This is a genomic window from Gimesia sp. (assembly GCF_040219335.1).
In the GTDB taxonomy this organism is placed as follows: Bacteria; Planctomycetota; Planctomycetia; order Planctomycetales; family Planctomycetaceae; genus Gimesia.
In genome coordinates this window covers 36,516-59,074 of record NZ_JAVJSQ010000012.1, presented here as the reverse complement: position 1 = coordinate 59,074, position 22,559 = coordinate 36,516, and the positions used below count along the sequence as shown (strand labels likewise).

Genomic DNA, 22,559 nt, shown 5'->3' with positions numbered 1-22,559 from the left:
AATCAGCCCGCAGCGATTGCGTTCTCCGTCACTCCCAGCCATTCCAGGGGGCCCGCGTGATGACTGAAATGACTACGGGTGGCATGTGTGCGCCACACCTGCTGAATCGACGACAGGCGATGCAGATCGGCGTCGGTCTGTTCGGCCTGAATCTGCCGCAGTTACTCCAGGCGAAACAGTCCGACGGCAAAGAATCGGGTAAGCAGGACATCTCCTGTATCTTCATCTTCCTGGCAGGCGGGCCGAGCCATTTTGAGACCTTCGATCCCAAGCCTGAAGCCCCCGCCGAAATCCGTGGTCCCTGGAAACCGATCGACACCAACGTCCCTGGAATTCAAATCTGCGAGAAGCTCCCCCTGTTGGCGCAGCGGATGGACAAGGTCGCGCTGATCCGTTCCTGGCAGGGAAAGAGCGGCTCACACAGCACCGGCTCTCAGCATGTCGCCAGTGGATTCAAACCGACGGGCAAACAGTATTTCCCCAACTTTGGTTGTCTGGTCTCGGCCCTGTACGGCAGCCGCGTTCCCGGCGTGCCTCCCCATCTGGGCCTGCCGGTCGCCGCCCGATATACCGATCCTCCCGGCTACCTGGGCACCGCTTTTTCCGCCTTCGATCTCAAAGGGGATCCCAGCAAACCGGAAATGGAACTGGGGGGCCTGAACCTGTCACAGGTCCGTTTCGAAAACCGACTGGAAATGCTCGCGCAGCTGGAAAATCTGAGCCGCCTGCAGGAGATTCAGAACTCGCAGTTCGAATCGGTCGACAAATTCACCGACGAAGCCATCGCCATGCTGACCAGCGGCGCAATGCAGAAAGCGGTTAACCTCGAAGAAGAACCGATACAGACCCGCAAGCGCTACGGCGATAACATTTACGGGCGACGCGTCCTGCTGGCCCGGCGCCTGGTGGAAGCAGGTGCCCGCTTTGTGACGATCAATCAAGCCGTCCAGGGGGGACTGTTCGGGAATGCCAAAACCAACGGCACCTGGGACAACCACGGCTGGCTCTTCGATTCGATGATGACCTTCTCCAAACCTCCCGCCGACCTGCCCAAAGGCAAACGCTGGCACAGTTACTCCGGCCCCGGAAACGTTCCTCAACTGGATACGTCACTCTCTGCCCTGCTGGATGACCTGGATGAGCGGGGACTGCTCGACACAACCCTGGTTGTCGCGATGGGTGAATTCGGACGCACACCGAAAATCAACGCCACCGCAGGCCGCGATCACTATCCGAATGCAGGTAGTGTCCTCATGGCAGGCGGACCTGTGCAACGAGGAACTGTGATTGGTGCCACCGACCGTAAAGGAAGTCTGCCCAGCACGCGTCCCTGGCGACCCGAGGACTTCGCGACATCCATTTATCACGCACTGGGCATCGACGCTCACCAGACTTATTTCCCCCGGCTCGCCCGCCCCACGCCGGTCGCTGCCGGAGAACTGATCGAAGGCCTGTTCTAAGCCGGATTACGGAAATTCAACACGGGATCCAGAAATCAGGCGTGGATTTCAGCTCAGCGATTGCATCCATCTACCACTCCTGCTAGGTTTCACTTTTTAAGCGCACGATCCCTGCAGGAGTGTTTTTTTATGTCATCCGCTGCCCCCCGCGCTGTTGTGCTCGTCAGTGGCGGTCTCGATTCCGCGACCACGCTGGCCATCGCCGCCGATGCCGGTTTTGAACTGTATGCTCTCTCCTTTGACTACGGACAGCGGCACCGGCATGAGCTGGACGCCGCGAAAAAAGTCTGTCAGGCTTTCGATGCGCAACACTTCGTCACCTTCCCGCTGGACCTTCGTGTCTTCGGCGGCTCGGCACTCACCGCCGACATCGAAGTCCCCAAAGATCGCTCGGACGATGACCTGGAAGCCGGCATCCCCATTACCTACGTCCCGGCCCGGAACACGGTCTTCCTCTCGCTGGCACTCGCCTGGGCCGAAACATTGAATGCCTTCGACCTGTTCATCGGCGTGAATGCCGTCGATTACAGCGGCTACCCCGACTGCCGCCCCGAGTTCATCGAGTCCTTCGAGAAAATGGCCAACCTCGCCACCAAATCGGGAGTGGAACACAGCGGTACCTGGAAGGTGCATACGCCGCTGATTTCGCTGACCAAGGCCGAGATCATCAAAAAAGGGATGGAACTCGGCGTCGATTATGGCCTGACCCACAGCTGCTACGACCCACTGCCCGATGGCACGCCCTGCGGTCACTGTGACTCCTGCCAGCTCCGCGCCAAAGGCTTCGCGGAAGCCGGCTTTGATGATCCGGCGCTGAAATCATAATCCGTGCTCAACTGGAGGGCTTCAGCTCCCACCCTGGTTGGGTTACGGGAGGTTCCGCCGGTGGCTCCACGAGCTTGCCGTACAGATCGGGACGCCGGGCGCGGATGTAACGTCGCCCACTGGCCTGCGACAGTTTTTCCTCGGTGCACAATGCGATCGCGATGTCATCTCCGAGGTTCGTACACTCGGCGATGATCTCTCCAAACGGATCGAGAATCATCGAAAGCCCCGGCTTGACTTCCTGGTCATCCATGCCGACCGGGTTCGTGAAGATCGCATACACGCCGTTGTCATAAGACCGCGCGGGCAGCCAGCGCATCAGCCAGCCTTTCCCCTTGGGTCCCTGAAATTCCTGTCGCAGCCGTACTGGATCCCGGTCCCGGTTCTCCCACAGTTTCGGATCGACGAGTCCCCGCCCGGGCATCACCGACGGGAGGCAGCAGGTCACATGTGGCATAAAGATGATCTCGGCCCCCAGCATGGCTGTCATCCGCACGTTTTCGATCAGGTTATTGTCGTAGCAGATCAAGATCCCACAACGACAACCCCGCAAATCGAAGACCGCGTATTCACTGCCGGAAGAGAGATGCGAATTCACAAACGCATGCAGCTTGCGAAAGCGGGCCACCAGTTCATCCCCATCGACACAGACGTACGTGTTATACACGTCCCCCTCGTCCTCTTCGAACAGGCCGGCCAGAATGGGCACGCCAACTTCCCGGGAGATTGACATCAGTTCCTGTGTACTCGGCCCGGAAGGAACCGGTTCAGCCAGTGCCAACAGTTCTTCCTTGGAGAACGATTGCACGAATGTGTAAGCGGGGATACAACATTCATGGAAGCTGACAATCTCAGCCCCCTGGTCGACCGCCTGTTGAGCCAGCTCACGGATGCGCTGCAGATTATATGCCTTGTCTCCGTTACGATGTTCAAACTGGACGGCGGCGATCCTGATGTCTCTCATTGGGTTTTTCCTTCCGATTTGCTATGCTGTGAATTCACCCATCTTAATCTGATGTTTTCCAACGATAAAGGGATTTTAAAACTGATGGCGACACAATTGACGAATGACGCACTCTCCGCAATCGAAGCAGACTGGCTGATTATCCCCCTGGCCGAAGCAGCCCCGCTCCCCGCCGACGTGTCAAAACTGGACGAAGCGATCAGTGGTCAGATCAGCCGCCTGATCGAAGCTGAAGACTTCACGGGCAAACTGGCGTCGAACGCCACCCTGCTCGGATTAAGCGGAATCAAAACCCCACGCATCCTGCTGGCGGGACTGGGCCCCGCAAAAGACCTCTCGCTGGCAGCGCTGGAAAAATCCCTGATGACCGCCGCCCGTGCCATCTCAACCAAAAAAGAGATCCGCGCCGCGGTCCTGCTCCCCGAAGTATCAGAAAGCTCACTCTCCGCAGCCCAGATCGCCCGTCAGATCAGTACCGCCATGACCGTCGGTTCGGTGGGTCAGGATCTGTACCGGGCCGAACCTGGCCGCTTCCCCTTCCAGGAAGTGTCGATCGCGGGCGCGGACTCTGCTGAAATTCAACAGGCAATCACAGAGGGATCAATCCTGGGCGAAGCCGTTAACCTGGCACGCGAAGTGGTCAACCGTCCCGCCGGCGATATCTTTCCCGTCAGCTTTGCCGACAAGGTTGTGGCAGTCGCGAAGGAATGTGGTCTGGAAGCAGAGATCCTCGACGAAAAACAACTGGCAGACGAAAAGATGGGCTCCATGCTGGCCGTCGCCCAGGGCAGTGATCAGCCTCCCCGCCTGGCGATTCTGAAACATCAGGGTGGCGCTGCCTCCGCTCCCACACTGGCCCTGGTCGGAAAAGGAGTCACCTTCGACAGCGGCGGACTTTCACTCAAGCCCAGTGACGGCATGAAGACCATGAAATGCGACATGGGTGGCGCAGCCGCGGTCCTCGGTGCGATGACGGCCATTGCCCGCCTCAAGCTGCCCGTGAATGTCGTGGGCTACATGGGACTCGTGGAAAACATGGTCAACGGTTCGTCTTACAAACTGGGTGACGTCCTCAAAGCCCGGAACGGCAAGACCATCGAAGTCCTCAACACCGATGCCGAAGGACGCCTGGTTCTGGCCGACGTCCTCACGCTGGCCGTTGACCGCGGGGCCTCGAACCTGATCGATCTCGCCACGCTGACCGGTGCCTGTGTCGTCGCTCTGGGTGAAGATGTCACCGGCGTCTTCTCCAACACTCCAGCATGGTCACAGGCGGTCCAGGACGCAGCCAAAACCACCGGTGAATCGGTCTGGGAAATGCCCATGTTCCCCGAGTTTGGTGAGCAGCTTAAAAGCGATGTGGCAGACCTGAAAAACGTCGGTCTTCGCTGGGGTGGTGCGATCACCGCCGCCAAGTTCCTGGAAAACTTTGTCAGTGAAACCCCGTGGGTCCATCTCGATATCGCTGGCCCGGCCTTCGCTTCAGCCAATTTGCCTCACCGTGAAGGTGGCGCTACCGGCTGCATGGTACGCACACTGGTCGAAGTTGCCCGCGAATACAAAGGCTAAGCGAACGATAGCAGAGGCTACTCTTCGGATTCTCGTTCCAACGCCCCCAGATCGTTCAACGATGCTGCGGGGCGTTGTTTCATTCCCCGGGGACCTTTGAACTCCTGTTTTACGGGGAAATTTGCTTTCACGGCTTCCGGTAGGGCCCCCGCTTTATTCAGACAGGCGGACTTGGCAGTGAGGAAGAACAGGTTTTTCTCTTCGTCCTGAAATCCCGGATCGGCACCGGAATGAATTTCGTCTTCCGCACTGACCTTGCCGAAGCGAGTGGAATGCGCGGCTTTCCAGCCCCGTTTGATCCAGTTATGACTCAGACTCGCCGTCCCCGCTTCATCGAGAATCGCCAGGCTGCTGCCATCATGCGAGGTATAAAGAATGTTATTCCGGCAGTCCAGGTGTTCGCTCGCGGTTGACAGACGCACCAGCGTAGTGGACGCCCGCCGGGAAACCATCGTGTTGTTGTAGAGAAACAGGGTCCCCTTGCGATAATTGTCTTCGTCGCCACTGTCACCACCGTAGTGAATCATCTGCGTGTTCGAATCTTCTTCCCGTTTCACCAGCACGTTGCCATACACATACGTGGTCCGATAGCGGGGATCAAAGCGAATCGTATCGCTGCCCTCGGCATCGACCAGATCAAGCTGTCGGTTGCCGCTTTCGATCCAGTTGTAGCGCACGACCAGGCCGGCAGAGCGATCTTTGAGATTGTTCCCCAGGCAGTTTTCGCGAAGCGGACCGAGGTAGTTTCCCTGAAAGATCATCCCGGCTGCTTCAGTATAAACGTTGTGTTCGTAGTAGCTGTCGGCAATCCCGTTATGATAGATCGCACAGTTCTCAACGAGGATCTCTTTCGAGTCGGGGGCGATAAACAGACCGTTGCCGCAATCGTGCAGGAAGCAGTTGCGGATCGTAATGTGTTCCCCTTTTTCAATGAAGATCGCCGCGGCATTCTGAAAATACTTCTGCAGTCCGTCCGAACTGAAATAGAAGAAGGAGGGACGTGCACTGCGGATGTCGAGGTTCTCGATCACAATGTGCGCAGGCATCGTATCAGCAGGATCGCGGGCACCACCAATTTTGATGATGCCCCGCTGTTCGCCCCAATAGCGGAGCTGCGGTCGCGTGACGGCACGTCGACCATCGATGACAGGCAGGTCCCCTTTCTCGGAGGGAATGCCTTTGATCACGATCGGCTTCGCCTGGGTCCCCCGTCGACAGAGTACCCATTTACTCCGATAAGGCTGCGTCCGCCAGTGAATCTGGACCTCATCCCCCGGCGAGAGACTTTCCCAGGGAACTTTTTCCAGCAGGGTATACTTTTTATCGGGCCCCACTTCGAAGAGCTCCGCCTGACACTCCGTCGTCCTGGCAGAAACCAGAACTACGATGGAGAGAGTCAGCAGACAATTCAGAAGACGAACAGACAGAGAACCGGTTCCCTGCATTAGAGTTTCAGTTCGCTGCACGGCAAGGGTCCCTTCCCTTTCGGATCTGTTCTCAACTCAGGCCGGCACGTTCATTGTTGATAGACGGCCTGAGATTTCTGCTGCACTCCGCGTCTGCTTAGTGAACCTGAGCTGGTACCCACCGCACCGGACGGGCTCCCTGACCGGGCTGAGCCGAACTGGGAATGTTGGTCGGAGCATACAGCATGGAAGGCGGAACGGAAGACATGGGTTCTTCGGCAGCAGGTGCAGGCGCTGGTTTCTGAATGGCTCCCTTAGGTCCGTGATCGGGCGTAGGGGCAATCTTCTGAGGGACAACAGTTGCAGGCCCAGAGGGAGTACCGTGTCCTTCCGGTACGAATCCGCCGTGGTAGTCGCCTTGATAATCACCTTCATAGGTTTGTGGAGATTCATAGTACTGTCCCTGCCCTCCCTGCGGACCACACGTCGGGCAGTTGGACTGGGAAGAGAAGTTCGGCGTGGGGTACGATTCCATGGGATAGGTTTCCATGGGGCCTTCATCCCAGCCACCATAGCTGAAGGTTCCCGAAGCCAGTGTAGAAGGGAACTTCTTACCAAACCCATGCTTCTTGAAAGGACCGCAGGTATTGCAGCCACCGCAGGGATCACAGGTATTACACGGATCACAGGAATTACAGCATAGCTTTTGCATCCGCTGTGCGCGGTGCTTTGAAAGCGAACATCTGATATCATCCATGAAGTTGGTGGGGCCGTACATCTCACCACCGCAGACCATGCCGGTCGACGGATCGTAATAACCTGGTCCGGCGCAGCCGGTCAGAGGAAGACAGAATAAAATACCCACACTTAATTTCAGTAACGAATTCATTTGGAAAATCCGGTCAATCTCAGTTCGTAAAAGTGGTCGTCACTCGCGGAGTGACAGTCGCAGGATCCCCTGCAGAGAGAACCCTCTATCTCTGAGATCGACCTTTCCCAATGTTAACCTTTAATGATTATAGGAATTTTAACGATTTTTATTGTCGTTCAGCTGCCAGAGGTTCGCGTTGCCGTAAGCCGTTGTAATAGAACAGATTAAACAAACATGAACAAAACCGAACAACTTGATCTGAGCAAAATCGGCTTTCTCGCGATGTGGAAATTAGGAGGCCTGACTCCCTGGGATCTGGTCCGTCGCGCCTTTATCGGCTACAACCAGCACCGCCTTAGCGCCCAGAGCGCACAGTTCGCCTATTACGCCATCTTCACGCTCTTCCCTCTGCTGATGGTCCTGATTGGCTGTGTGGCTCAACTCCCCATCGAGGGCCTGATTCGCAGTATGGAGAATGCCATCAATATGGGACTGCCCCATGATCTCTCCCAAATCCTGTTCGACCAGATCGCCGACATCCAGAAGAAAACGACTTTCAGTCTGATCATGGGCGGGGTGGTCCTTCTATCCTGGGGGGGCATGCGCCTGTTCCTCACGATGGGTAAAGGACTGGATGCCGTGTTTGAAGTCGATCATCGCAGAAAGTTACTCAAAGCGGGCGGACTCTCCCTGTTGCTGACATTTTTTGTGCTGTTCCTGTTGTTACTTGCCATGATTCTGCTGGTGGTCGGCCCCGCGATGGCCCGCCTGCTGCTGTCCAATTTTGATATGCCCTGGCTGCACGTCCTGCTCTCAGCCGGTACCCGCTGGTCAGTTGCCTGCGGCTTCATGCTGATTTCGACCTCGGTCATTTACTGGGCCGTTCCCAGTGTCAGACTTCCCTGGAACATCATCACTCCGGGCAGCCTGTTTGTTGTTGTCAGCTGGGTGGTCATGTTGCTGGGCTTTCGTGAGTATGTCGAAAATTTTGCACACTACAACGAAACTTATGGCACCCTGGGGGGATTCATTGTGTTACTCGTCTGGTTGTATATGACCGGAGCGATTCTGATGATGGGGGCTGAAATCAACGGCGTCATTTATCGGGCGGCGAAAGAGAAGTCCGCAGCCATCAGCTGACCGTCCTGCTTCGCTGTTTGCCCTCTCCCCTGATTCCCGCTCTCTCACTTGAAACAGAGCGCTTCGTTATTGACGAAACCAGAGAGAGGATTCTAAAATACATCAACGTTCACTTATTTCTTAGTCGCGTTCTGGAGCGCAATTATGTTCCGTGTCGAGTTTGGCAAAAGCGGCAAATATTGTGACGGTCTCAGCCGTCGTCACTTCCTGCAGGTCGGTATGGCGGGCATGGGCTCGGCCAGCCTCTCACAGATCCTGCATGCGAAAGCAAACGCAGCTCAGAACGGCATCCCAAAGAAAGATACCTCCGTCATTCTGCTCTGGCTCGATGGCGGACCGAGCCACCTCGACACCTATGACATGAAGCCCGAAGCCCCCAGCGAATACAGGGGCATCTGGAATCCGATTCATACTAACGTCCCCGGCATGGACATTACCGAGTTGTTTCCGCTCCAGGCGAAATGTGCAGACAAGTTCTCGGTCGTTCGTTCTCTGCACCACAATACCGGCGACCACTTTACCGGCGGACACTGGATGCTCACCGGACGGGGAGGCGTCAGCGGTGGCAGCACACCCGGTCGGAATCCGTCTATCGCCTCGATGGCTACCAAGGTTCTCGGTCCGCGTGATCCGGGGATGCCGGCCTACGTCTCCGTCCCTTACGCGTCGAGCATCGGTTTGCGTCCCGGTTACTTCGGCGGCAACTTCCTGGGAGTCCAATACGATCCCTTCGAAACCGGCTCGGATCCCAACAACCAGAATTTCCAGGTCCAGAACCTGAGCCCCATCAACGGGCTCTCCCTCCAGCGGCTCAAAGACCGCAAAGACCTGCTCAAAACATTTGATCGCCTCCGCAGAGATGTGGACCAGTCGGGCATGCTCGATTCCATGGATCGTCTGGACCAGAAAGCTTACGACATGGTCACCGGCGAAAAAGCCCGCCGCGCCTTTGATCTGAAATCCGAAGACGAAAAGCTTCGCGATCAATACGGGCGCCACACCTGGGGACAGAGTGTCCTGCTGGCCCGCCGTCTGGTGGAAGCGGGAACCACCTTCGTCACCGTGCACTTCGGTGGCTGGGACCATCACTGGAACCTGCAGAGCGGGATGGAAAGTTATCTCCCCCGTGTCGACCAGGCCGTGAGCGCCCTGTTTGAAGACCTCGCACAACGCGGTCTCAGTGAAAAGGTGCTGGTCGTGTTGTGTGGTGAATTCAGCCGCACTCCCCGCATGAACGATGGCGGCAACGGTGGACCTCCATTAAGCCAGGGAACGCCCGGCCGCGACCACTGGGGCAACTCCATGTTCTGCCTGCTGGGCGGCGGAGGTGTCAAAGGGGGCCGGATTGTCGGCGCCACCAATCGTCTGGGGGATGCCCCTGCGGACCGTCCCGTCCGTCCCGGTCATATTCATCATACGATTTACCGTGTATTAGGCATGGATCCGGAAATGCACTTCCCGGATCACTCTGGAAGACCTACGATAGCCGTAGATCATGGTGAAGTGATCAGCGAACTCTTTTAGTGTCTCTACCAGTCAGTGTACCAGTGCCTCACGATTGTCCGAAATCTGATTCCCCAAACCACTCTGCTGGTCTGCGCCGGCGCTGGTCAGGCTTTCTGCTGGTAACCGGTGCCCTCAGCCTGGTCTGGTTCGTGGCACTCCCCCGCATCGCCCGGGTCCCGCAGATCCGTGCGAAAATAGAACACCTGGAAGCACACCAGATCGATCCCAGCGCGATGTACTACACCGATTTGGAAAAAGTCGAAGACACGGTGCAGCAAATCGATGACTTTCACCGCGAACATCCGAACGCGTTATGGTAAACTGGCACTCAGCAGTTAACTGAAACCCTCAGTGTCTAAGTAAAAGAGCGCATCATGGATCAGATCCCCTTTCAGGAAGCACTCGCGGCATTCCCTTCCTCCCGTGGCAGGACGCTGGCAGACCTCTCCAATGAGGCCCCCGTACTCGTCGTGTTCCTCAGGCACGGCGGCTGCCCTTTCTGCCGTGAGGTTCTGGCCCAACTGCAGTCCCTGTCCGCTGAACTCACAGAACGCGGCCTGCAACTTGCCATCGTCCATATGATGGAACCTCAACAGGCAAGCCAGTTGCTGGCCCGCTATCAACTGCAGGACGTCCACTCTTTCAGTGATCCGGAGCGCAAACTGTATGAGCTCTTCCAGGTCAAACGCGGCAGGCTTTCTGAAGTCGCCGGACCTGCAATCTGGTGGTCCGGCTTCAAGACGACAATCCTCTCCGGTCATCTGCCAGGCATCCCCGGTAAAGATGTGCAACAGCTGGGAGCAGCGCTGATTCTTGACAAGGGGCAGATCGTCGCCAGCCATTTTTCCCAGAACTCGGCTGATCAACCCGACTGGGATCAGCTGCTGGCCTGCGAACTCCCCCCGCATTGAGCCTTGTTTCGTGCACATTTCCAGTACGTTTCCATTTCCGGGAGAAACCTGCCATAATGCTTAGGAACCTTAAGTTATTGAACTCGATTTCATATCGCTCCCACACGACCACAAATACCCAGGGACACCATGCCTCAGGAATTTCCCGAAACAATTGAGAACGTCGCACAACTCGAAGAACTGCTCAGCCGCCCCACACCCGGCGTGATTGAAGCATTGCAACAGACTCCCGGCGATCTGATTCTGCTGGGCATCGCGGGCAAAATGGGACCAACGCTGGCACAGATGATCCTCCGCGCCGATAAAGCCGCCGGAATCACCCGGCGCGTAATCGGCGTCAGCCGCTTTTCGGATGAATCCAGCCGTCAGCCTCTGGAAGACCTCGGCATTGAAACGATCAAAGGAGATCTGCTCGATAGCGATTTCATCCAGAGTCTGCCTGACGTTCCCAACGTAATCTACATGGCGGGCATGAAATTCGGCGCCACGGGCAACGAATCGCTGACCTGGGCCATGAATACTTATCTTCCTGCCCTGGTCTGTAACAAGTATCGAAACAGCCGCATCACCGCATTTTCCACAGGCAATATCTACGGACTCGTCCCTGCAAACGGTTCGGGTTCGGTCGAAACCGATCAGCCCGATCCCGTGGGTGAGTATGCGATGAGTTGCCTGGGTCGCGAACGAATGTTCGAACATTTCAGCCGCACGCTGGAGATCCCGATGACGATCATCCGCCTGAACTACGCCACCGAGTGCCGCTACGGTGTACTTGTCGATCTCGCACTTCAGGTCTACCAGGAACAGACGATTGATGTTTCCATGGGTTACGTCAACGTGATCTGGCAGGGAGACGCGAATGCGATGACGCTTTGCTCGCTGCCCGATGCCACTACCCCACCGGCTTACCTGAATGTCGCCGGTCCGTGTATTCTCAAAGTGCGCGAGGTCTGCGAACGGTTTGGAGAACTCTTCGGAAAACCGGTGCACTTCACAGGCAGTGAAGCGCGGGACGCCCTGCTGAATAACGGCCAGTATGGTCATCAGAAGTACGGAGCCCCGCTGGTGGATGTCGAACAGATATTCGACTGGATCGCACACTGGATTCAAACCGACGGCCCCCTGCTGGGCAAGCCGACTCACTTTGAATCGCGTAGCGGCAAATTCTAAAGTCAGCTGACTATCACTTCCTCGCTTTGAATCAGGATGCAAACGAATTGTGACACCGTCCATCATTACGAAAACGCTCCAACAGGGAACCGCCATCCCGGCACATCCCCTGGCCCTGAATGCCTCCCGACAACTGGATGAACGCCGGCAAAGGGCACTTTCGCGCTATTACATCGCCAGTGGTGTGGGCGGACTGGCAGTCGGCGTGCATACGACACAGTTTGAAATACGCGAACCGGGTATCGATCTGTTTCAACCCGTTCTGGAACTGGCCAGCGAAGAGATGGACCGGGCCGATGCGACACGACGCGTTCCCCTGATTCGCGTCACAGGCATCTGTGGTCCCACCGATCAGGCCACACGGGAAGCCAGTATTGCACGAGAAGCCAGCTACCACTATGGTCTGCTCAGCCTGTCTGCTCTCAAGGAAGTGGATGAAGAGACGCTGATTCAACATTGTCGCGCCGTGGCTGAAATCATTCCCGTCTTCGGATTCTATCTGCAACCGGACGTGGGCGGACGACTGCTCCCTTACTCCTTCTGGCGGCGGTTCTGTGAGATTGAAAACGTGGCCGCGATTAAAATGGCCCCCTTCAACCGCTATCACACTCTGGACGTGATCCGCGCGGTGGCAGAATCGGGCCGCGAAGATATCGCCCTGTATACGGGGAATGATGACAACATCGTACTCGACCTGGTCACACCATTCCGTTTTCGTTCGGGAGAGAATGTCCTCGAACGCCGCATCCGGGGCGGCCTGCTCGGACACTGGGCTGTCTGGACCAGTCGGGCTGTGGAAATTCTCGATGAATGTCAACAGATCGCCTCCCGCGGTGAAGCCATTCCGCTTTCCATCATGCAGTTGAACACCGAAGTAACGGACTGCAACGCAGCCTTCTTTGACGTGGCTAACCGGTTCCAGGGTTGTATCCCCGGCATTCATGAAGTGCTGCGTCGTCAGGGGCTGCTGGAGGGAATCTGGTGCCTGAATCCCCAGGAAACCCTGGGCCCCGGACAGTTGGCTGAGATTGATCGGATCTATGAAGCTTACCCCCATCTGAATGATGATGCGTTCGTGGCTGAGCATCTGGACGATTGGCTCAGTGGTTAAGCTCAGTTAAAGTCAGCCACGTTTTGCGTCTCAAAAACGTAAATAACTTGAGCCAAATTCCAGTAAAACGGTTCGTAACCCAAGTTTCAGATCGGTCTTGACGATAATAACTATGTCGGGTAAGAAGAGCCTCTCCTCACCGGGCCAACCTGCTCATAGACACAATCCCCCCCTAAACACAAGATCTAAAAGCATTTAGCGACGAAGGACCGTCATAATGTTTGATGAGAACATGACTCAGATTCTGCAGGAAGCCGTCAACGAGATGTTAGTCTGGGTTGGCTTCGGCACGCTGGTAGGTCTGGCAGCTAAGGCGATCATGCCCGGAAAAGATCCAGGGGGTGCCGTCAGCACAATGTTAATGGGGATCGGCGGCAGTGTGGTCGGTTGTGGAACCCTGATGTTTTTCTGGGACGGAGCACGTGTCACGCCGATCAGTTCGATCGGTTTCCTGGCGGCCACCGGTGGTGCCTTCATTCTGCTGTTTTTCTATCGCATGCTGGCCGGTTCCTTTTTCGCTGAAGCCGAAGATGGCGAACGCTGGTTGCACCGTCGTCGCAGACGACGTCGTGCCCGTGGCCTGGCTGATGAGACCTATTAATCGGGGTCCAATCTGCCCGACGAGTATGAAAATTCGCCCATGTGATGTAGTGAAACGCATTGACAAAGACGCGAATGTCCACCAGAATCGTAAGCTGACATCTGCTCAGTCCCTTTGATCGCGAGTGGGCTGACGAGAGGCTACTCAGCTGAGGACGATTCATGAGAGCTTTAGCTCCCCACCCAGGAGATCCAAACTGGTTTCTACTGGCGAAAGCCCTGATTGGTGCCGCCATGGTCATCGGGGCACCGTTTCTGATCAAACCGACATTCAAGAAAATTAGCGAAGCCAGACAAAGCGCGAACTGGCCTCAGACGGAAGCGGAAATCACGCAATCTGAGGTCAAGACAGGTCAAAATCGTCGAAGACCTGCCTGGACACCAATCGTATCTTATCGCTATTCGGTTGATGGAAAAAACTATACAAGTTCAGACATCGCCTTCCGTAGTTTTGAGACTCCCATTCCCTCCCACGCCGAAGAGGTCGTTGATAAATACCCCGTGGGCTCAAAACACCCGGTATTTTATTCTCCGGAAGATCATTCCAAAGCGGTCCTGGAAAAAGGGTCAAACTGGCTCGTAAACCTGAGCCCATTGATCCCTTTGCTGCTACTGATCGGGGGAGGTTATATCGCCTATGACAACTCTATTTTTCTACGTTCTCGCTTGAGCAAACCGAAGAAAAAGAAGAAGAAAAAACGAGCGCCAACGAGCACATCTTCCTCTCCCGATTCGGCTTTGCAACGCCGCAGACGACGCATCAGGAAAAACCAGAACGGTGGTTAACCTCTATTTTTGATTGAGTAGAAAAGCAGCTGAATCTGACCAGACCGGTTATCGGCGGGGATCTCAGGTCCCTGTTTTTCCGGTTCTCGCTTGCAATACATAACCTAATAATCTATATACTCTTAAAGTCATGGCCGAGTGGCGGAATTGGCAGACGCACGGGACTTAAAATCCCGGGTCCGTAAAGGGCGTGCGGGTTCGAGTCCCGCCTCGGCTATTACTGTTTCTCTTTGCAGAACTGCTTTCTGCTTCCCCCACCTCAGGTGCTTCGCTTTCGCATTGACCTGCGCAGTGTCTGCCCTCTGCCGGTTACAGATACTCCTGCCCTCCCTGTTTCTATCTAACAGCGAAACCCAGTACATAAATCGGGGTTTATCTAAAAACCAAAACCAGACATAATCCTCCTGATAGCGACAGTTCATACAGACTTGAACATTTCCTGGCCTGAACTCCAGCTCCCTCTACATGAGGTACAGTGATCGGGTCGGTCAGCCCTTCAACACAACACAGAATGCGAGATCAGCACATGGATGTTGCTTTGACCACAATTCAGGATCTCAATTTTCTCCCCGAACTGCTTCAGCCTTCCACGCGCTTACAGATCAATGAAAAACTGCGACAGGAAATGCTGGAACATTGGGAGACAGAACGGTCTGCCCAGTTACAAATGATTCTGGATGTGAATCCGGACCTCTATTTTCATCTGAATTTACGAGGTGTCATTACCCGCTTCGTGAATGAAAAGAATCAGCACCACTTTCTGCCGGTCGAAACGGTACACCAGAGACATCTGCACGAGATCTTCCCCTCGTCTGTTGCCAGTCAGTTTGAAACGGCACAGCAGGAACTGATCCAGTCACAGGCCCCTGTCACTTTTGAATACGCGCTGGAAATAACACAGGCAATGCGCTGGTTCCAGGCTCGGCTGCTACCTTACCAGCCAGAAGAGACTCTGGTGATTATCCAGGACATCACACAAAGAAAAACCGCAGAAATTAAATTACAACACGTGCATGCCCGTCTGTCAGAAGCACAGCGACAAGCCCACATCGGCAGCTGGGAATGGGATACCCGGGAGAACACACTCTGGTGGTCGGAAGAGATCTATCGCATTCTGGGTCTGGGAGACTTCGATTTCCAACCCACAACGCAGACCTTCATGGAAATGGTGCATGCTGAAGACCGGAAGCTGGTCACCCGGGTGATCACCAACACTCTTGATAACAGGCTGCCGTTCAGTTTCGAGCATCGTATCGTGCGGCCACAGGGGGAGATTCGATACGTCCATCTTCAGGCAGGACTCAAACCGGATGCAACGGGTGAGAGTCAGCTGATGTACGGCACCATTCAGGACATCACCGAAAAAGTTGAGGCCAGCAGAATTGCCCAGGAATATCGTGATGAGCTGGCCCATGTCTCCCGTCTGGTCGTGAAAGGTGAACTCATCGCGGGGCTGTCACATGAACTGAATCAACCTCTCACAGCGATCGCCAATTACTGTGGTGCGATGAAAAGCCTGATGGAACAGGGAGAAGATGTCAGCCAACTCCGCGAAAAAATTGAAAGACAGGCACTGCGTTCCGGTGAGATTATCCGTAGACTGAAAGCATTTACTCAAAAACAGCCGCAACAAAGGTTCCTGTTTAATATTCACGACAGTATCCGCAGCGCTCTGCAGATCATCAACTACCAGATCCGACTCAAACAGATCGAAGTCAAAACCTGCTACAAGCATAAGTTTACGACCGTCTATGCTGACCGCGTGCAGATTGAACAGGTACTGGTCAACCTCTTTAAAAACGCGGTAGAAGCCATGGAACATTCCCCGGCTCCCCGCACGTTGACTATTTCAACGGCTTCCACAACCGACAGAATGATTCAGATATCCGTCTCAGATACCGGCTGCGGTGTTCCCGAAAGCTTCCGCAGTAAACTGTTTACTCCTTTCGCGACAAGCAAACAGTCCGGACTGGGAATCGGCCTGTCTCTCAGCCGCTCACTGATCCAGTCCGCGGAGGGAAAAATGTGGTTTCTTCCCAACCCCCGCAAAGGAGCAACCTTCTGTATCCAGTTGCCTGCCTGTCAGAAGCCCCTCGAACGTCCTCGCACTGAGCACAATCGGTAAATCAGAGCCGACGCTGCTCACGACTGAAACGACTTCCCGCTCAGTTATGATTCAGTTGCAGCATCGCCCGGGCGGGAAGGTAGCGTTGCACCATCTCATACAGGACATCGAATTTGACCGGTTTGCTGAGATAGTCTGTGCAGCCGGCAGCAAGGCATTTTTCCCGGTCGGCAACCAGGGCATGCGCCGTGATCGCAATCACGGGAACCGGTATTTCCTGTTCCCGTAAAATCCGTACTGCCTCATAACCGCTCATCACAGGCATCTGCATGTCCATCAGAATCAGATCGAAAGCAGCATTCTGTGCCACAGCGGTTCGAATTTGATCCACGGCTTCTTTTCCATTGGATGCCGTTTTGACATCCAACCCCATCTTGTTCAACAGGTATGTAAACAGACGACGGATCTCCGGCGTATCATCGACCAGCAAAATCTTCTCCGCATTACCACAGGACCGCTGGTCCATTTCAGGGCTTATGATGTCCTTCGTATTTGAGCCAGCAGTTTCGAACTGGAATCCCAGTCCGTGAGACAAGAGCTGATCTTCATCCGGTTCCAGATGCAACGTGACCGTGAAGACACTACCTCGGTCGAGTGTAGACTGTACGGTCAGATTGCCGCCCAGGATTTGTACCAGCTTGCGACTCAGAGTCAGTCCCAGTCCGGTGCCACCATAATTGCGCGATGTTGAACTGTCAGCCTGGGTAAACGGCTCGAAAATGGTTTTCAGTTTTTCAGCAGGGATTCCAATCCCCGTATCACTCACGCTGAGCTGTAGAATCCGATCCAGGGGTGACTGAACAGACATTCGCACATCCAGTTCAATATGCCCTGTATTAGTAAACTTGATGGCATTACTGATCAGATTCGCCAGGACCTGTTTCAAGCGACCCGGATCCGTCTGAATCGAATCGGGCAATGATTTCTGGTACCGCGTCTGGAGACTGAGCCCCTTCTGAGATGCCAGGGGCTGATATTCATCAATCACTTCCCTCAAGACCCGCAGCGGAGAGCAGTGGACTTTCCGGATGGCGAAGTCCCCCATTTCGATCTTGGAGAGATCCAGGATATCATTGATGACCTGCAGCAGATGCGCACCATTATTCTGAATAATCTCAATCAGTTCCTGCTGCTCCTGACCGGCGGAATGCTCTTTCAGGAGATCGGTGTATCCCAGGATGGCCGTCATCGGAGTGCGTATTTCGTGACTCATGTTCGCCAGAAATTCACTCTTAGCCTGATTGGCTCGATCAACGATGCTCATGGCGGATTTGAGCTGAAAATCCTTGCGTTTCATCTCTCTGCGAGACTGTTTGAGCCGCTCGACGTATTCATCCAGTTTGTTCTGCGACTTGCGCTGCTCGCTACAGTCTCGGAAAACACCGATAAATTGAATCTGGTCGTCGGGGTCGTCAACGGGCTTCAGGGTCAGTTCGGTCGCGAAACAGGAGTCATCCTTTCGCCTGGCCATTATATTCCGGGCAGTTCCGGATGCTGTTCCCAGTGATTCGACAATATAATGATCGAACTGTTCGAGACTGGATTCAGAAATCAGTTCTCGAATATTCTGCCCACTCGCGTCTTCGCGACTCCAGCCAAATAGATCGCTGATTGAATTGGTCGCCGCTAAAATGACGCCCCGCTCATCGACTGCGATGGAGACATCAATACTCAGTTGTAACAGCTGACTCGCAAATTGATCCACAACGGATCGACTTTGTCTGGATGTCATGACAGGCCCTTCTGTCTGGCAGAATGTTAATACGCTTTAGTTAGACATTTCCCCTTCAGATAATTCAGCTTGTGAAAGACCCCGATTTCTTGTCACTCACTGAGAGAGTTAAAATATGCTGATGTTCGGTTTATCGACTTTCGATCAGTCAAAATCGATGGGGGAATCCCCCCAATCCAGCTTCGGAATTTGTAGATCACGCCTCACTAATCGAGGGCAACAGATTAAAACCAGAGTGGTTAAGCAATGCTCCCAGCAGACAGGGAAAGCCATTAAATGGCTCAGTTAAGCCTGAACGATCAGGCAGATTATCCTACCGCGCAGTGGCTGGCGAAGTGTGGCAGAGTGGAACTCAGGCGTCGTTTCCGTCTTTCTGAAAACCGGGCATGTCTTTGATTTTGTATAGAATATGCACGATATCCGTCGCACTTGAAATGCCCAGCTTGTTCAACACATTGGCTTTATGTTTTTCCATGGTGCGGTAGCTGATGGACATCGCATTTGCAATCTGTTTTCCCGCCTGCCCATCTGCAATCAGGTGAAAGACCTGTTTTTCGCGTCGGGTTAAGTTGTCATAGAGTTCCAGATATTCCTGACTGTCCGCATCGGCAGGACCGCCTTCCTCATTGAGTTGTGATCTCGCGTATTCGATCGCTTTGATGCACTTCTCTTTCTCAAATGGCTTTTCCAGGTAGTCGCAGGCCCCGAGTTTGACTGCTGATACTGCTTTTTCAATATCTCCGTAGGCACTCATCATCACGACCGGATAGTACAGCCGCTGCTTGCGAATCAGCTCCATTGATTCAATGCCACAGATTTCGGGCATGACCAGATCGATCAGCACACAACCCGGAGTGGAATTCTCTTTCGATTCCAGAAATGCATAGACGTTGTGATACGTTTTTACTTCATAACCTGATGTGGAAAGTAGTGTTGCAATAGAATCCAGCACGTCAAGATCATCATCGATCACATACACAACAAAATCGCTCATTCGTGCCTCTAAAAGTGTGTCTGTTCAAAGTTGTCCTGGCATTTAATAGAGAGTCGTAGAATCAAGCCGTTCAATATCTACCTGAACGGGGAATGTATTTCTATCAATGACTCTCATTCACAAGCCACAGATCTCAGTTACTCTTATAATTCCATTTAGAAAGCAAAAGCGCTTTCACAGACGGAGCGAATTAATAGACTCCCCCGCTGTAAACACATGAGTCCGTTTTCCTTACTTTTCTATCTCTATGTCTATAATAAATACGTGATGGTTAGTCGCTGGGTGACTGTGTTTTCTACAAGTTATTTAATTTGAGATACTTGCCAGTTTTTTTCAACAGATCAAGTAGTACCGATTTCCAGTGTGGTTCTGTATCCAGGAATTGATGAACACAACTAGAACCAACTGAATGTAGAGGGGAGAAATACCGAGGAAACGATCCGTCGTCTCGAACTTCAGTTCTTTTCAAAATGCGGCTGAAACATAGCGTCTATCGCCCGCGGGCACGCTGATGATCAGCTTGAGAGCAGCCCTGATAACAGGAATGCTGGCTAAAACAGGTATGACCGGCTCAATTTAGCTGGTATCAGAATCGATTTGTCTTGGAATAAGATAAAGGAGTGAAACAGGCCCAATTACGTATAAATATAGCACCTAACAACACCCTATTCCACCTGTTCTACCTATACACAACTTCAAATTCAATAAGGAGGTGAATACTCTATCTGGAATTGGGTAATATCCCCCATTTTTATTTTATTTCTATAAGGCGATAGATGATTAAGTGAAAGACCCCCAAATCAAGTAGCTGACAGCGAATGATTTTAATTCACAGCAGGAATCGAAAATGAAAATACTGATTGTCGATGAAATCGGGTTCATACGTCAGAGTTTGAACCAGAAACTCTCCCGCCACAATTTTGACACGGTATCCGCAGAGAGTGGGGAAGAAGCGCTCGCCATTCTTAAAACAGATTTTTCTGTCGACGCCGTGCTCACCAGCCTCTTCCTGCCCTCCATGAATGCCATCGATCTCTACAAAGCCGCCTCCAAAATTGAACGTTTCAATGATGAAGGGATCATCCCCCCGCTCAACTTCTTTCTGATGGTCACCCGGGAGCATGGAACATCCTCTCCCCGCATGAAAGAACTGACCAGGGACGCGCTCGCGATCGGGTTTAAAGATATGTTGATCAAACCCATTGATACGGAACTGCTCGTCAACAAATTGCGTGGTTCCATGCGCTCTTCAGAACCACCGCCGGAAATTGCAGAGCCGGAACCAGTTGTTGCCGCCAGCACAACAGAAGAGACTCGACAGAGTACTCAGCGCATCGATGGCCTGGCAGTCATGCAGAACAGTCTGCATGCGCTGAAAAAAGAGATGTGTGAATCCATCGACATTCTACTGGAAGAAGTGAACCGCAAAGTCAGCAAATGACGGGAGGAGTGCCTGGAGTCTCTGCTCCCGGCCCCCTGGTTCAGACATCAAGGCGCGCATCGGGCAGGAGGCTGGCTGACCAGATCCCGCAATACTTCTCGCACGCGGATCGCCTGTTCGGGATTCATTTCCAGGTAACGATCGCGGCCCAGTTCTTCCGGCTGGAATTTCAAAAAACCGTCGTCTTCCACGGTCACCCGTCCCGGCTGTGACAACGTGAAATATCCGTCATCCGGCCGAACCGCATAGAGCACACTGGTCAGATCCCAGCTGGGACGATCGTGCTCGGGACCGCTGTGCAACAGATAGGCTTCCCGCACGATATGATGTGAGCGATAGCTGAAGTCTCGCGCGATGCTTTCCCGCGGATATCGAACCGCGATGCCAATTTCGAAACCACTCCAGATCACGGGAACTTCCCGGGGCCACTGGTTGACGAAACGCTGCATCGACTTGATTCCGTTGCGAATATTGGCTTCCAGGAAGTGCTGATTGCCGTCAATCGGTTCAAACGCGCCAGCCATCACGGATACCAAACTCACTTTCTGGCGGATCAGTTCCTTCCCACTCAGAGGGCTGATTTCATCGGCCTTTGATTCCACCAGATCTGCCAGATTCGCTGCCAGACCGACCTGAATCAAGACCACCGAATGATCCGGCTGTGCCATCAGCGTCTTGCGTAGAACAGTCACCGCATCTGGTAAATCTTCATTGGAGCGAACATCATGTGGATAGCGCCACTCTTCTTCGTCCTTTTCATTTACCAGCTTCAGGTAACGGCTCTCGCGACGTTGTGCATCCCGGGTCACTCCAATCGGAATCTCACCCCGCCCGTAAAACGTATTTACAGCATCTGTGAAGGGTCCGGTCAACGGGTTGATCTTGGAGATTGTGACAGCCAGAAGTTCGCATTCCCCTCGATCGGCCAGTGTATGCAGCATGGCCAGTGCCAGCACATCATCCACGTCTCCAGAAATATCGGTATCAAAAATGACCCGCACCGGCTCTCGGGCAACGCTCACTTCAGACATGATCAGCAGCGCCAGTACGATTCCACAAATTGATCTCAGACTCATTTCGTTAACCATTCACTTCAGCAATTAAGAATACGTTTCCACCGGGAGCAACCAGAAGGATGAAGCAAGGCCTGCTTACTTCTGCTTCTGCTGTTGCCGGGCCCGGTTCTCCATGATCCGCTGCAGCTTCAGCTGCTCAGCCGCCAGGGCCTCATCAGAAACAGCAGCCGGCTTGACCGGACTGCGTTCCAGCGATTCATTATCGGGAATCGTACGGAGTTTGAGACCGCGATACCAGACCGGATCACCATGATCCTGCAGATAAAGTGCACCGCCTCGGTCCGTCAGTTGAGCGCCCCGGTTTGCCAGCAGTTCCACATGCCAGGCATAACGGGGATCGGTGTAATCGAAGTCGATTACTTTCTTCCCGTTCAACCAGTGTTGAATGACGGACCCTTTACAGACAATTCGCCCCTGGTTCCACTCGCCAACCGGACGCGTCGCATCCTGTGAAGGAGGCATACAGAAGTAAAGCGAGGCGGCACTCGTGCGGGGATTTTTCCCATCTGCGTGTTTCTGATTATCCAGAACCTGATACTCATATTGTCCGGGCCGATAGTACACGCCGCTGTTACTTCCTTTGCCGACTTTCCACTCAAACTTAAGTTCGAAGTCGTCCGGCAGAGGTTGCTGCTTCAAAGTCAGACTTCCCCCTTTACCGGCTCGGGCAATCACCCCTTCCTGAACTTCCCAGTTGCCACTCTGGTCCCAGTTCTTCAAATCTTTGCCATTGAACAGTAACTCAAAGCCCTGCTCCTGTTCCTGCTTCGTCAGTTGATTGGGTGAACCGGGCTCTGCTGCGCACCCCCAGGTACAAAACTGAAAGAGGCACAAACAGGTTAAGATCGCGCTGGGTTGCAATAAATTCATCT

At 53.9% G+C, this 22,559-nt stretch carries 20 protein-coding genes and 1 tRNA gene; 14 read left to right on the top strand and 7 right to left on the bottom strand.

The window, feature by feature from the left end; genetic code table 11:
• Nucleotides 1-59: 59 nt before the first annotated feature.
• The gene (locus RID21_RS10750) at nucleotides 60-1,460 is read left to right on the top strand and encodes a DUF1501 domain-containing protein (RefSeq protein WP_350188782.1); all 1,401 of its coding nucleotides are present in this window, start codon (nucleotides 60-62) and stop codon (nucleotides 1,458-1,460) included.
• 129 nt (nucleotides 1,461-1,589) lie between these two features.
• On the top strand, nucleotides 1,590-2,285 hold the full coding sequence (queC, locus tag RID21_RS10745) for a 7-cyano-7-deazaguanine synthase QueC (RefSeq protein WP_350188780.1): 696 nt from the start codon (nucleotides 1,590-1,592) through the stop codon (nucleotides 2,283-2,285).
• Between the two features lie 7 nt (nucleotides 2,286-2,292).
• On the opposite strand, the gene RID21_RS10740 is transcribed toward queC, so the two are convergent.
• Nucleotides 2,293-3,249: a nitrilase family protein gene (locus RID21_RS10740; protein WP_350188778.1), complete on the bottom strand. Its 957-nt coding sequence runs from the start codon at nucleotides 3,247-3,249 to the stop codon at nucleotides 2,293-2,295.
• Between the two features lie 84 nt (nucleotides 3,250-3,333).
• Between RID21_RS10740 and RID21_RS10735 the strand changes: the two genes are divergently transcribed.
• Complete coding sequence (locus RID21_RS10735) at nucleotides 3,334-4,818, top strand: leucyl aminopeptidase (protein WP_350188776.1); 1,485 nt, start codon at nucleotides 3,334-3,336, stop codon at nucleotides 4,816-4,818.
• Between the two features lie 17 nt (nucleotides 4,819-4,835).
• Here the strand turns inward: RID21_RS10735 and RID21_RS10730 are convergent, their stop codons facing one another.
• Nucleotides 4,836-6,284 carry a right-handed parallel beta-helix repeat-containing protein gene (locus RID21_RS10730; RefSeq protein WP_350188774.1) on the bottom strand — a complete coding sequence of 483 codons (1,449 nt, stop codon included), beginning with the start codon at nucleotides 6,282-6,284 and terminating at the stop codon, nucleotides 4,836-4,838.
• Between the two features lie 97 nt (nucleotides 6,285-6,381).
• Complete coding sequence (locus RID21_RS10725) at nucleotides 6,382-7,113, bottom strand: hypothetical protein (protein WP_350188772.1); 732 nt, start codon at nucleotides 7,111-7,113, stop codon at nucleotides 6,382-6,384.
• A 216-nt stretch (nucleotides 7,114-7,329) separates the two neighbouring features.
• Here RID21_RS10725 and RID21_RS10720 point away from each other — a divergent pair, with 216 nt between their 5' ends.
• The 10 genes from RID21_RS10720 to RID21_RS10675 all read left to right on the top strand — a co-directional run bounded on the left by RID21_RS10720 (nucleotide 7,330) and on the right by RID21_RS10675 (nucleotide 16,444).
• Complete coding sequence (locus RID21_RS10720; protein WP_350188770.1) at nucleotides 7,330-8,235, top strand: YihY/virulence factor BrkB family protein; 906 nt, start codon at nucleotides 7,330-7,332, stop codon at nucleotides 8,233-8,235.
• Nucleotides 8,236-8,379: 144 nt separating this feature from the next.
• Nucleotides 8,380-9,759 carry a DUF1501 domain-containing protein gene (locus tag RID21_RS10715; protein ID WP_155366819.1) on the top strand — a complete coding sequence of 460 codons (1,380 nt, stop codon included), beginning with the start codon at nucleotides 8,380-8,382 and terminating at the stop codon, nucleotides 9,757-9,759.
• Nucleotides 9,759-10,061, top strand: coding sequence for a hypothetical protein (locus RID21_RS10710; protein ID WP_350188768.1), 303 nt, complete (start codon nucleotides 9,759-9,761; stop codon nucleotides 10,059-10,061). Before RID21_RS10715 ends, RID21_RS10710 begins: the two co-directional genes overlap by 1 nt.
• A 54-nt stretch (nucleotides 10,062-10,115) precedes the next feature.
• Complete coding sequence (locus RID21_RS10705) at nucleotides 10,116-10,652, top strand: SelL-related redox protein (protein WP_350188766.1); 537 nt, start codon at nucleotides 10,116-10,118, stop codon at nucleotides 10,650-10,652.
• A 129-nt stretch (nucleotides 10,653-10,781) separates the two neighbouring features.
• Nucleotides 10,782-11,822: an NAD-dependent epimerase/dehydratase family protein gene (locus RID21_RS10700; RefSeq protein WP_350188764.1), complete on the top strand. Its 1,041-nt coding sequence runs from the start codon at nucleotides 10,782-10,784 to the stop codon at nucleotides 11,820-11,822.
• Nucleotides 11,823-11,871: 49 nt separating this feature from the next.
• The gene (locus tag RID21_RS10695; RefSeq protein WP_350188762.1) at nucleotides 11,872-12,933 is read left to right on the top strand and encodes a dihydrodipicolinate synthase family protein; all 1,062 of its coding nucleotides are present in this window, start codon (nucleotides 11,872-11,874) and stop codon (nucleotides 12,931-12,933) included.
• 217 nt (nucleotides 12,934-13,150) lie between these two features.
• Nucleotides 13,151-13,534 (top strand): GlsB/YeaQ/YmgE family stress response membrane protein, encoded by a 384-nt coding sequence (locus RID21_RS10690; protein WP_350188760.1) that lies wholly within the window; start codon nucleotides 13,151-13,153, stop codon nucleotides 13,532-13,534.
• Nucleotides 13,535-13,695: 161 nt separating this feature from the next.
• Nucleotides 13,696-14,319, top strand: coding sequence for a DUF3592 domain-containing protein (locus tag RID21_RS10685; RefSeq protein ID WP_350188758.1), 624 nt, complete (start codon nucleotides 13,696-13,698; stop codon nucleotides 14,317-14,319).
• Nucleotides 14,320-14,451: 132 nt separating this feature from the next.
• Nucleotides 14,452-14,536, top strand: a tRNA-Leu gene (locus RID21_RS10680).
• A 309-nt stretch (nucleotides 14,537-14,845) separates the two neighbouring features.
• Nucleotides 14,846-16,444: a PAS domain-containing sensor histidine kinase gene (locus RID21_RS10675; RefSeq protein WP_350188756.1), complete on the top strand. Its 1,599-nt coding sequence runs from the start codon at nucleotides 14,846-14,848 to the stop codon at nucleotides 16,442-16,444.
• 40 nt (nucleotides 16,445-16,484) lie between these two features.
• Here RID21_RS10675 and RID21_RS10670 read toward each other — a convergent pair whose 3' ends face one another.
• Nucleotides 16,485-18,176, bottom strand: a complete 1,692-nt coding sequence (locus RID21_RS10670; protein ID WP_350188754.1) for a PAS domain-containing hybrid sensor histidine kinase/response regulator — start codon at nucleotides 18,174-18,176, stop codon at nucleotides 16,485-16,487.
• A gap of 352 nt (nucleotides 18,177-18,528) precedes the next feature.
• The gene (locus RID21_RS10665) at nucleotides 18,529-19,170 is read right to left on the bottom strand and encodes a response regulator transcription factor (protein WP_350188752.1); all 642 of its coding nucleotides are present in this window, start codon (nucleotides 19,168-19,170) and stop codon (nucleotides 18,529-18,531) included.
• Between the two features lie 847 nt (nucleotides 19,171-20,017).
• Between RID21_RS10665 and RID21_RS10660 the strand changes: the two genes are divergently transcribed.
• Nucleotides 20,018-20,611: a response regulator gene (locus tag RID21_RS10660; protein ID WP_350188750.1), complete on the top strand. Its 594-nt coding sequence runs from the start codon at nucleotides 20,018-20,020 to the stop codon at nucleotides 20,609-20,611.
• Nucleotides 20,612-20,658: 47 nt separating this feature from the next.
• Here the strand turns inward: RID21_RS10660 and RID21_RS10655 are convergent, their stop codons facing one another.
• Nucleotides 20,659-21,642, bottom strand: a complete 984-nt coding sequence (locus tag RID21_RS10655; RefSeq protein WP_502892611.1) for a nucleoside hydrolase — start codon at nucleotides 21,640-21,642, stop codon at nucleotides 20,659-20,661.
• Between the two features lie 120 nt (nucleotides 21,643-21,762).
• The gene (locus tag RID21_RS10650) at nucleotides 21,763-22,557 is read right to left on the bottom strand and encodes a 3-keto-disaccharide hydrolase (RefSeq protein WP_350188746.1); all 795 of its coding nucleotides are present in this window, start codon (nucleotides 22,555-22,557) and stop codon (nucleotides 21,763-21,765) included.
• Between the last annotated feature and the right edge of the window lie 2 nt (nucleotides 22,558-22,559).

Coding starts and splice junctions, on each gene's coding strand:
- RID21_RS10735 (WP_350188776.1), top strand. CDS start 3,334: ATGGCGACACAATTGACGAATGACGCACTCTCCGCAATCGAAGCAGAC.
- RID21_RS10750 (WP_350188782.1), top strand. CDS start 60: ATGACTGAAATGACTACGGGTGGCATGTGTGCGCCACACCTGCTGAAT.
- RID21_RS10670 (WP_350188754.1), bottom strand. CDS start 18,176: ATGACATCCAGACAAAGTCGATCCGTTGTGGATCAATTTGCGAGTCAG.
- queC (WP_350188780.1), top strand. CDS start 1,590: ATGTCATCCGCTGCCCCCCGCGCTGTTGTGCTCGTCAGTGGCGGTCTC.
- RID21_RS10720 (WP_350188770.1), top strand. CDS start 7,330: ATGAACAAAACCGAACAACTTGATCTGAGCAAAATCGGCTTTCTCGCG.
- RID21_RS10705 (WP_350188766.1), top strand. CDS start 10,116: ATGGATCAGATCCCCTTTCAGGAAGCACTCGCGGCATTCCCTTCCTCC.
- RID21_RS10650 (WP_350188746.1), bottom strand. CDS start 22,557: ATGAATTTATTGCAACCCAGCGCGATCTTAACCTGTTTGTGCCTCTTT.
- RID21_RS10690 (WP_350188760.1), top strand. CDS start 13,151: ATGTTTGATGAGAACATGACTCAGATTCTGCAGGAAGCCGTCAACGAG.
- RID21_RS10665 (WP_350188752.1), bottom strand. CDS start 19,170: ATGAGCGATTTTGTTGTGTATGTGATCGATGATGATCTTGACGTGCTG.
- RID21_RS10700 (WP_350188764.1), top strand. CDS start 10,782: ATGCCTCAGGAATTTCCCGAAACAATTGAGAACGTCGCACAACTCGAA.
- RID21_RS10675 (WP_350188756.1), top strand. CDS start 14,846: ATGGATGTTGCTTTGACCACAATTCAGGATCTCAATTTTCTCCCCGAA.
- RID21_RS10725 (WP_350188772.1), bottom strand. CDS start 7,113: ATGAATTCGTTACTGAAATTAAGTGTGGGTATTTTATTCTGTCTTCCT.
- RID21_RS10655 (WP_502892611.1), bottom strand. CDS start 21,642: ATGTCTGAAGTGAGCGTTGCCCGAGAGCCGGTGCGGGTCATTTTTGAT.
- RID21_RS10740 (WP_350188778.1), bottom strand. CDS start 3,249: ATGAGAGACATCAGGATCGCCGCCGTCCAGTTTGAACATCGTAACGGA.
- RID21_RS10660 (WP_350188750.1), top strand. CDS start 20,018: ATGAAAATACTGATTGTCGATGAAATCGGGTTCATACGTCAGAGTTTG.
- RID21_RS10685 (WP_350188758.1), top strand. CDS start 13,696: ATGAGAGCTTTAGCTCCCCACCCAGGAGATCCAAACTGGTTTCTACTG.
- RID21_RS10715 (WP_155366819.1), top strand. CDS start 8,380: ATGTTCCGTGTCGAGTTTGGCAAAAGCGGCAAATATTGTGACGGTCTC.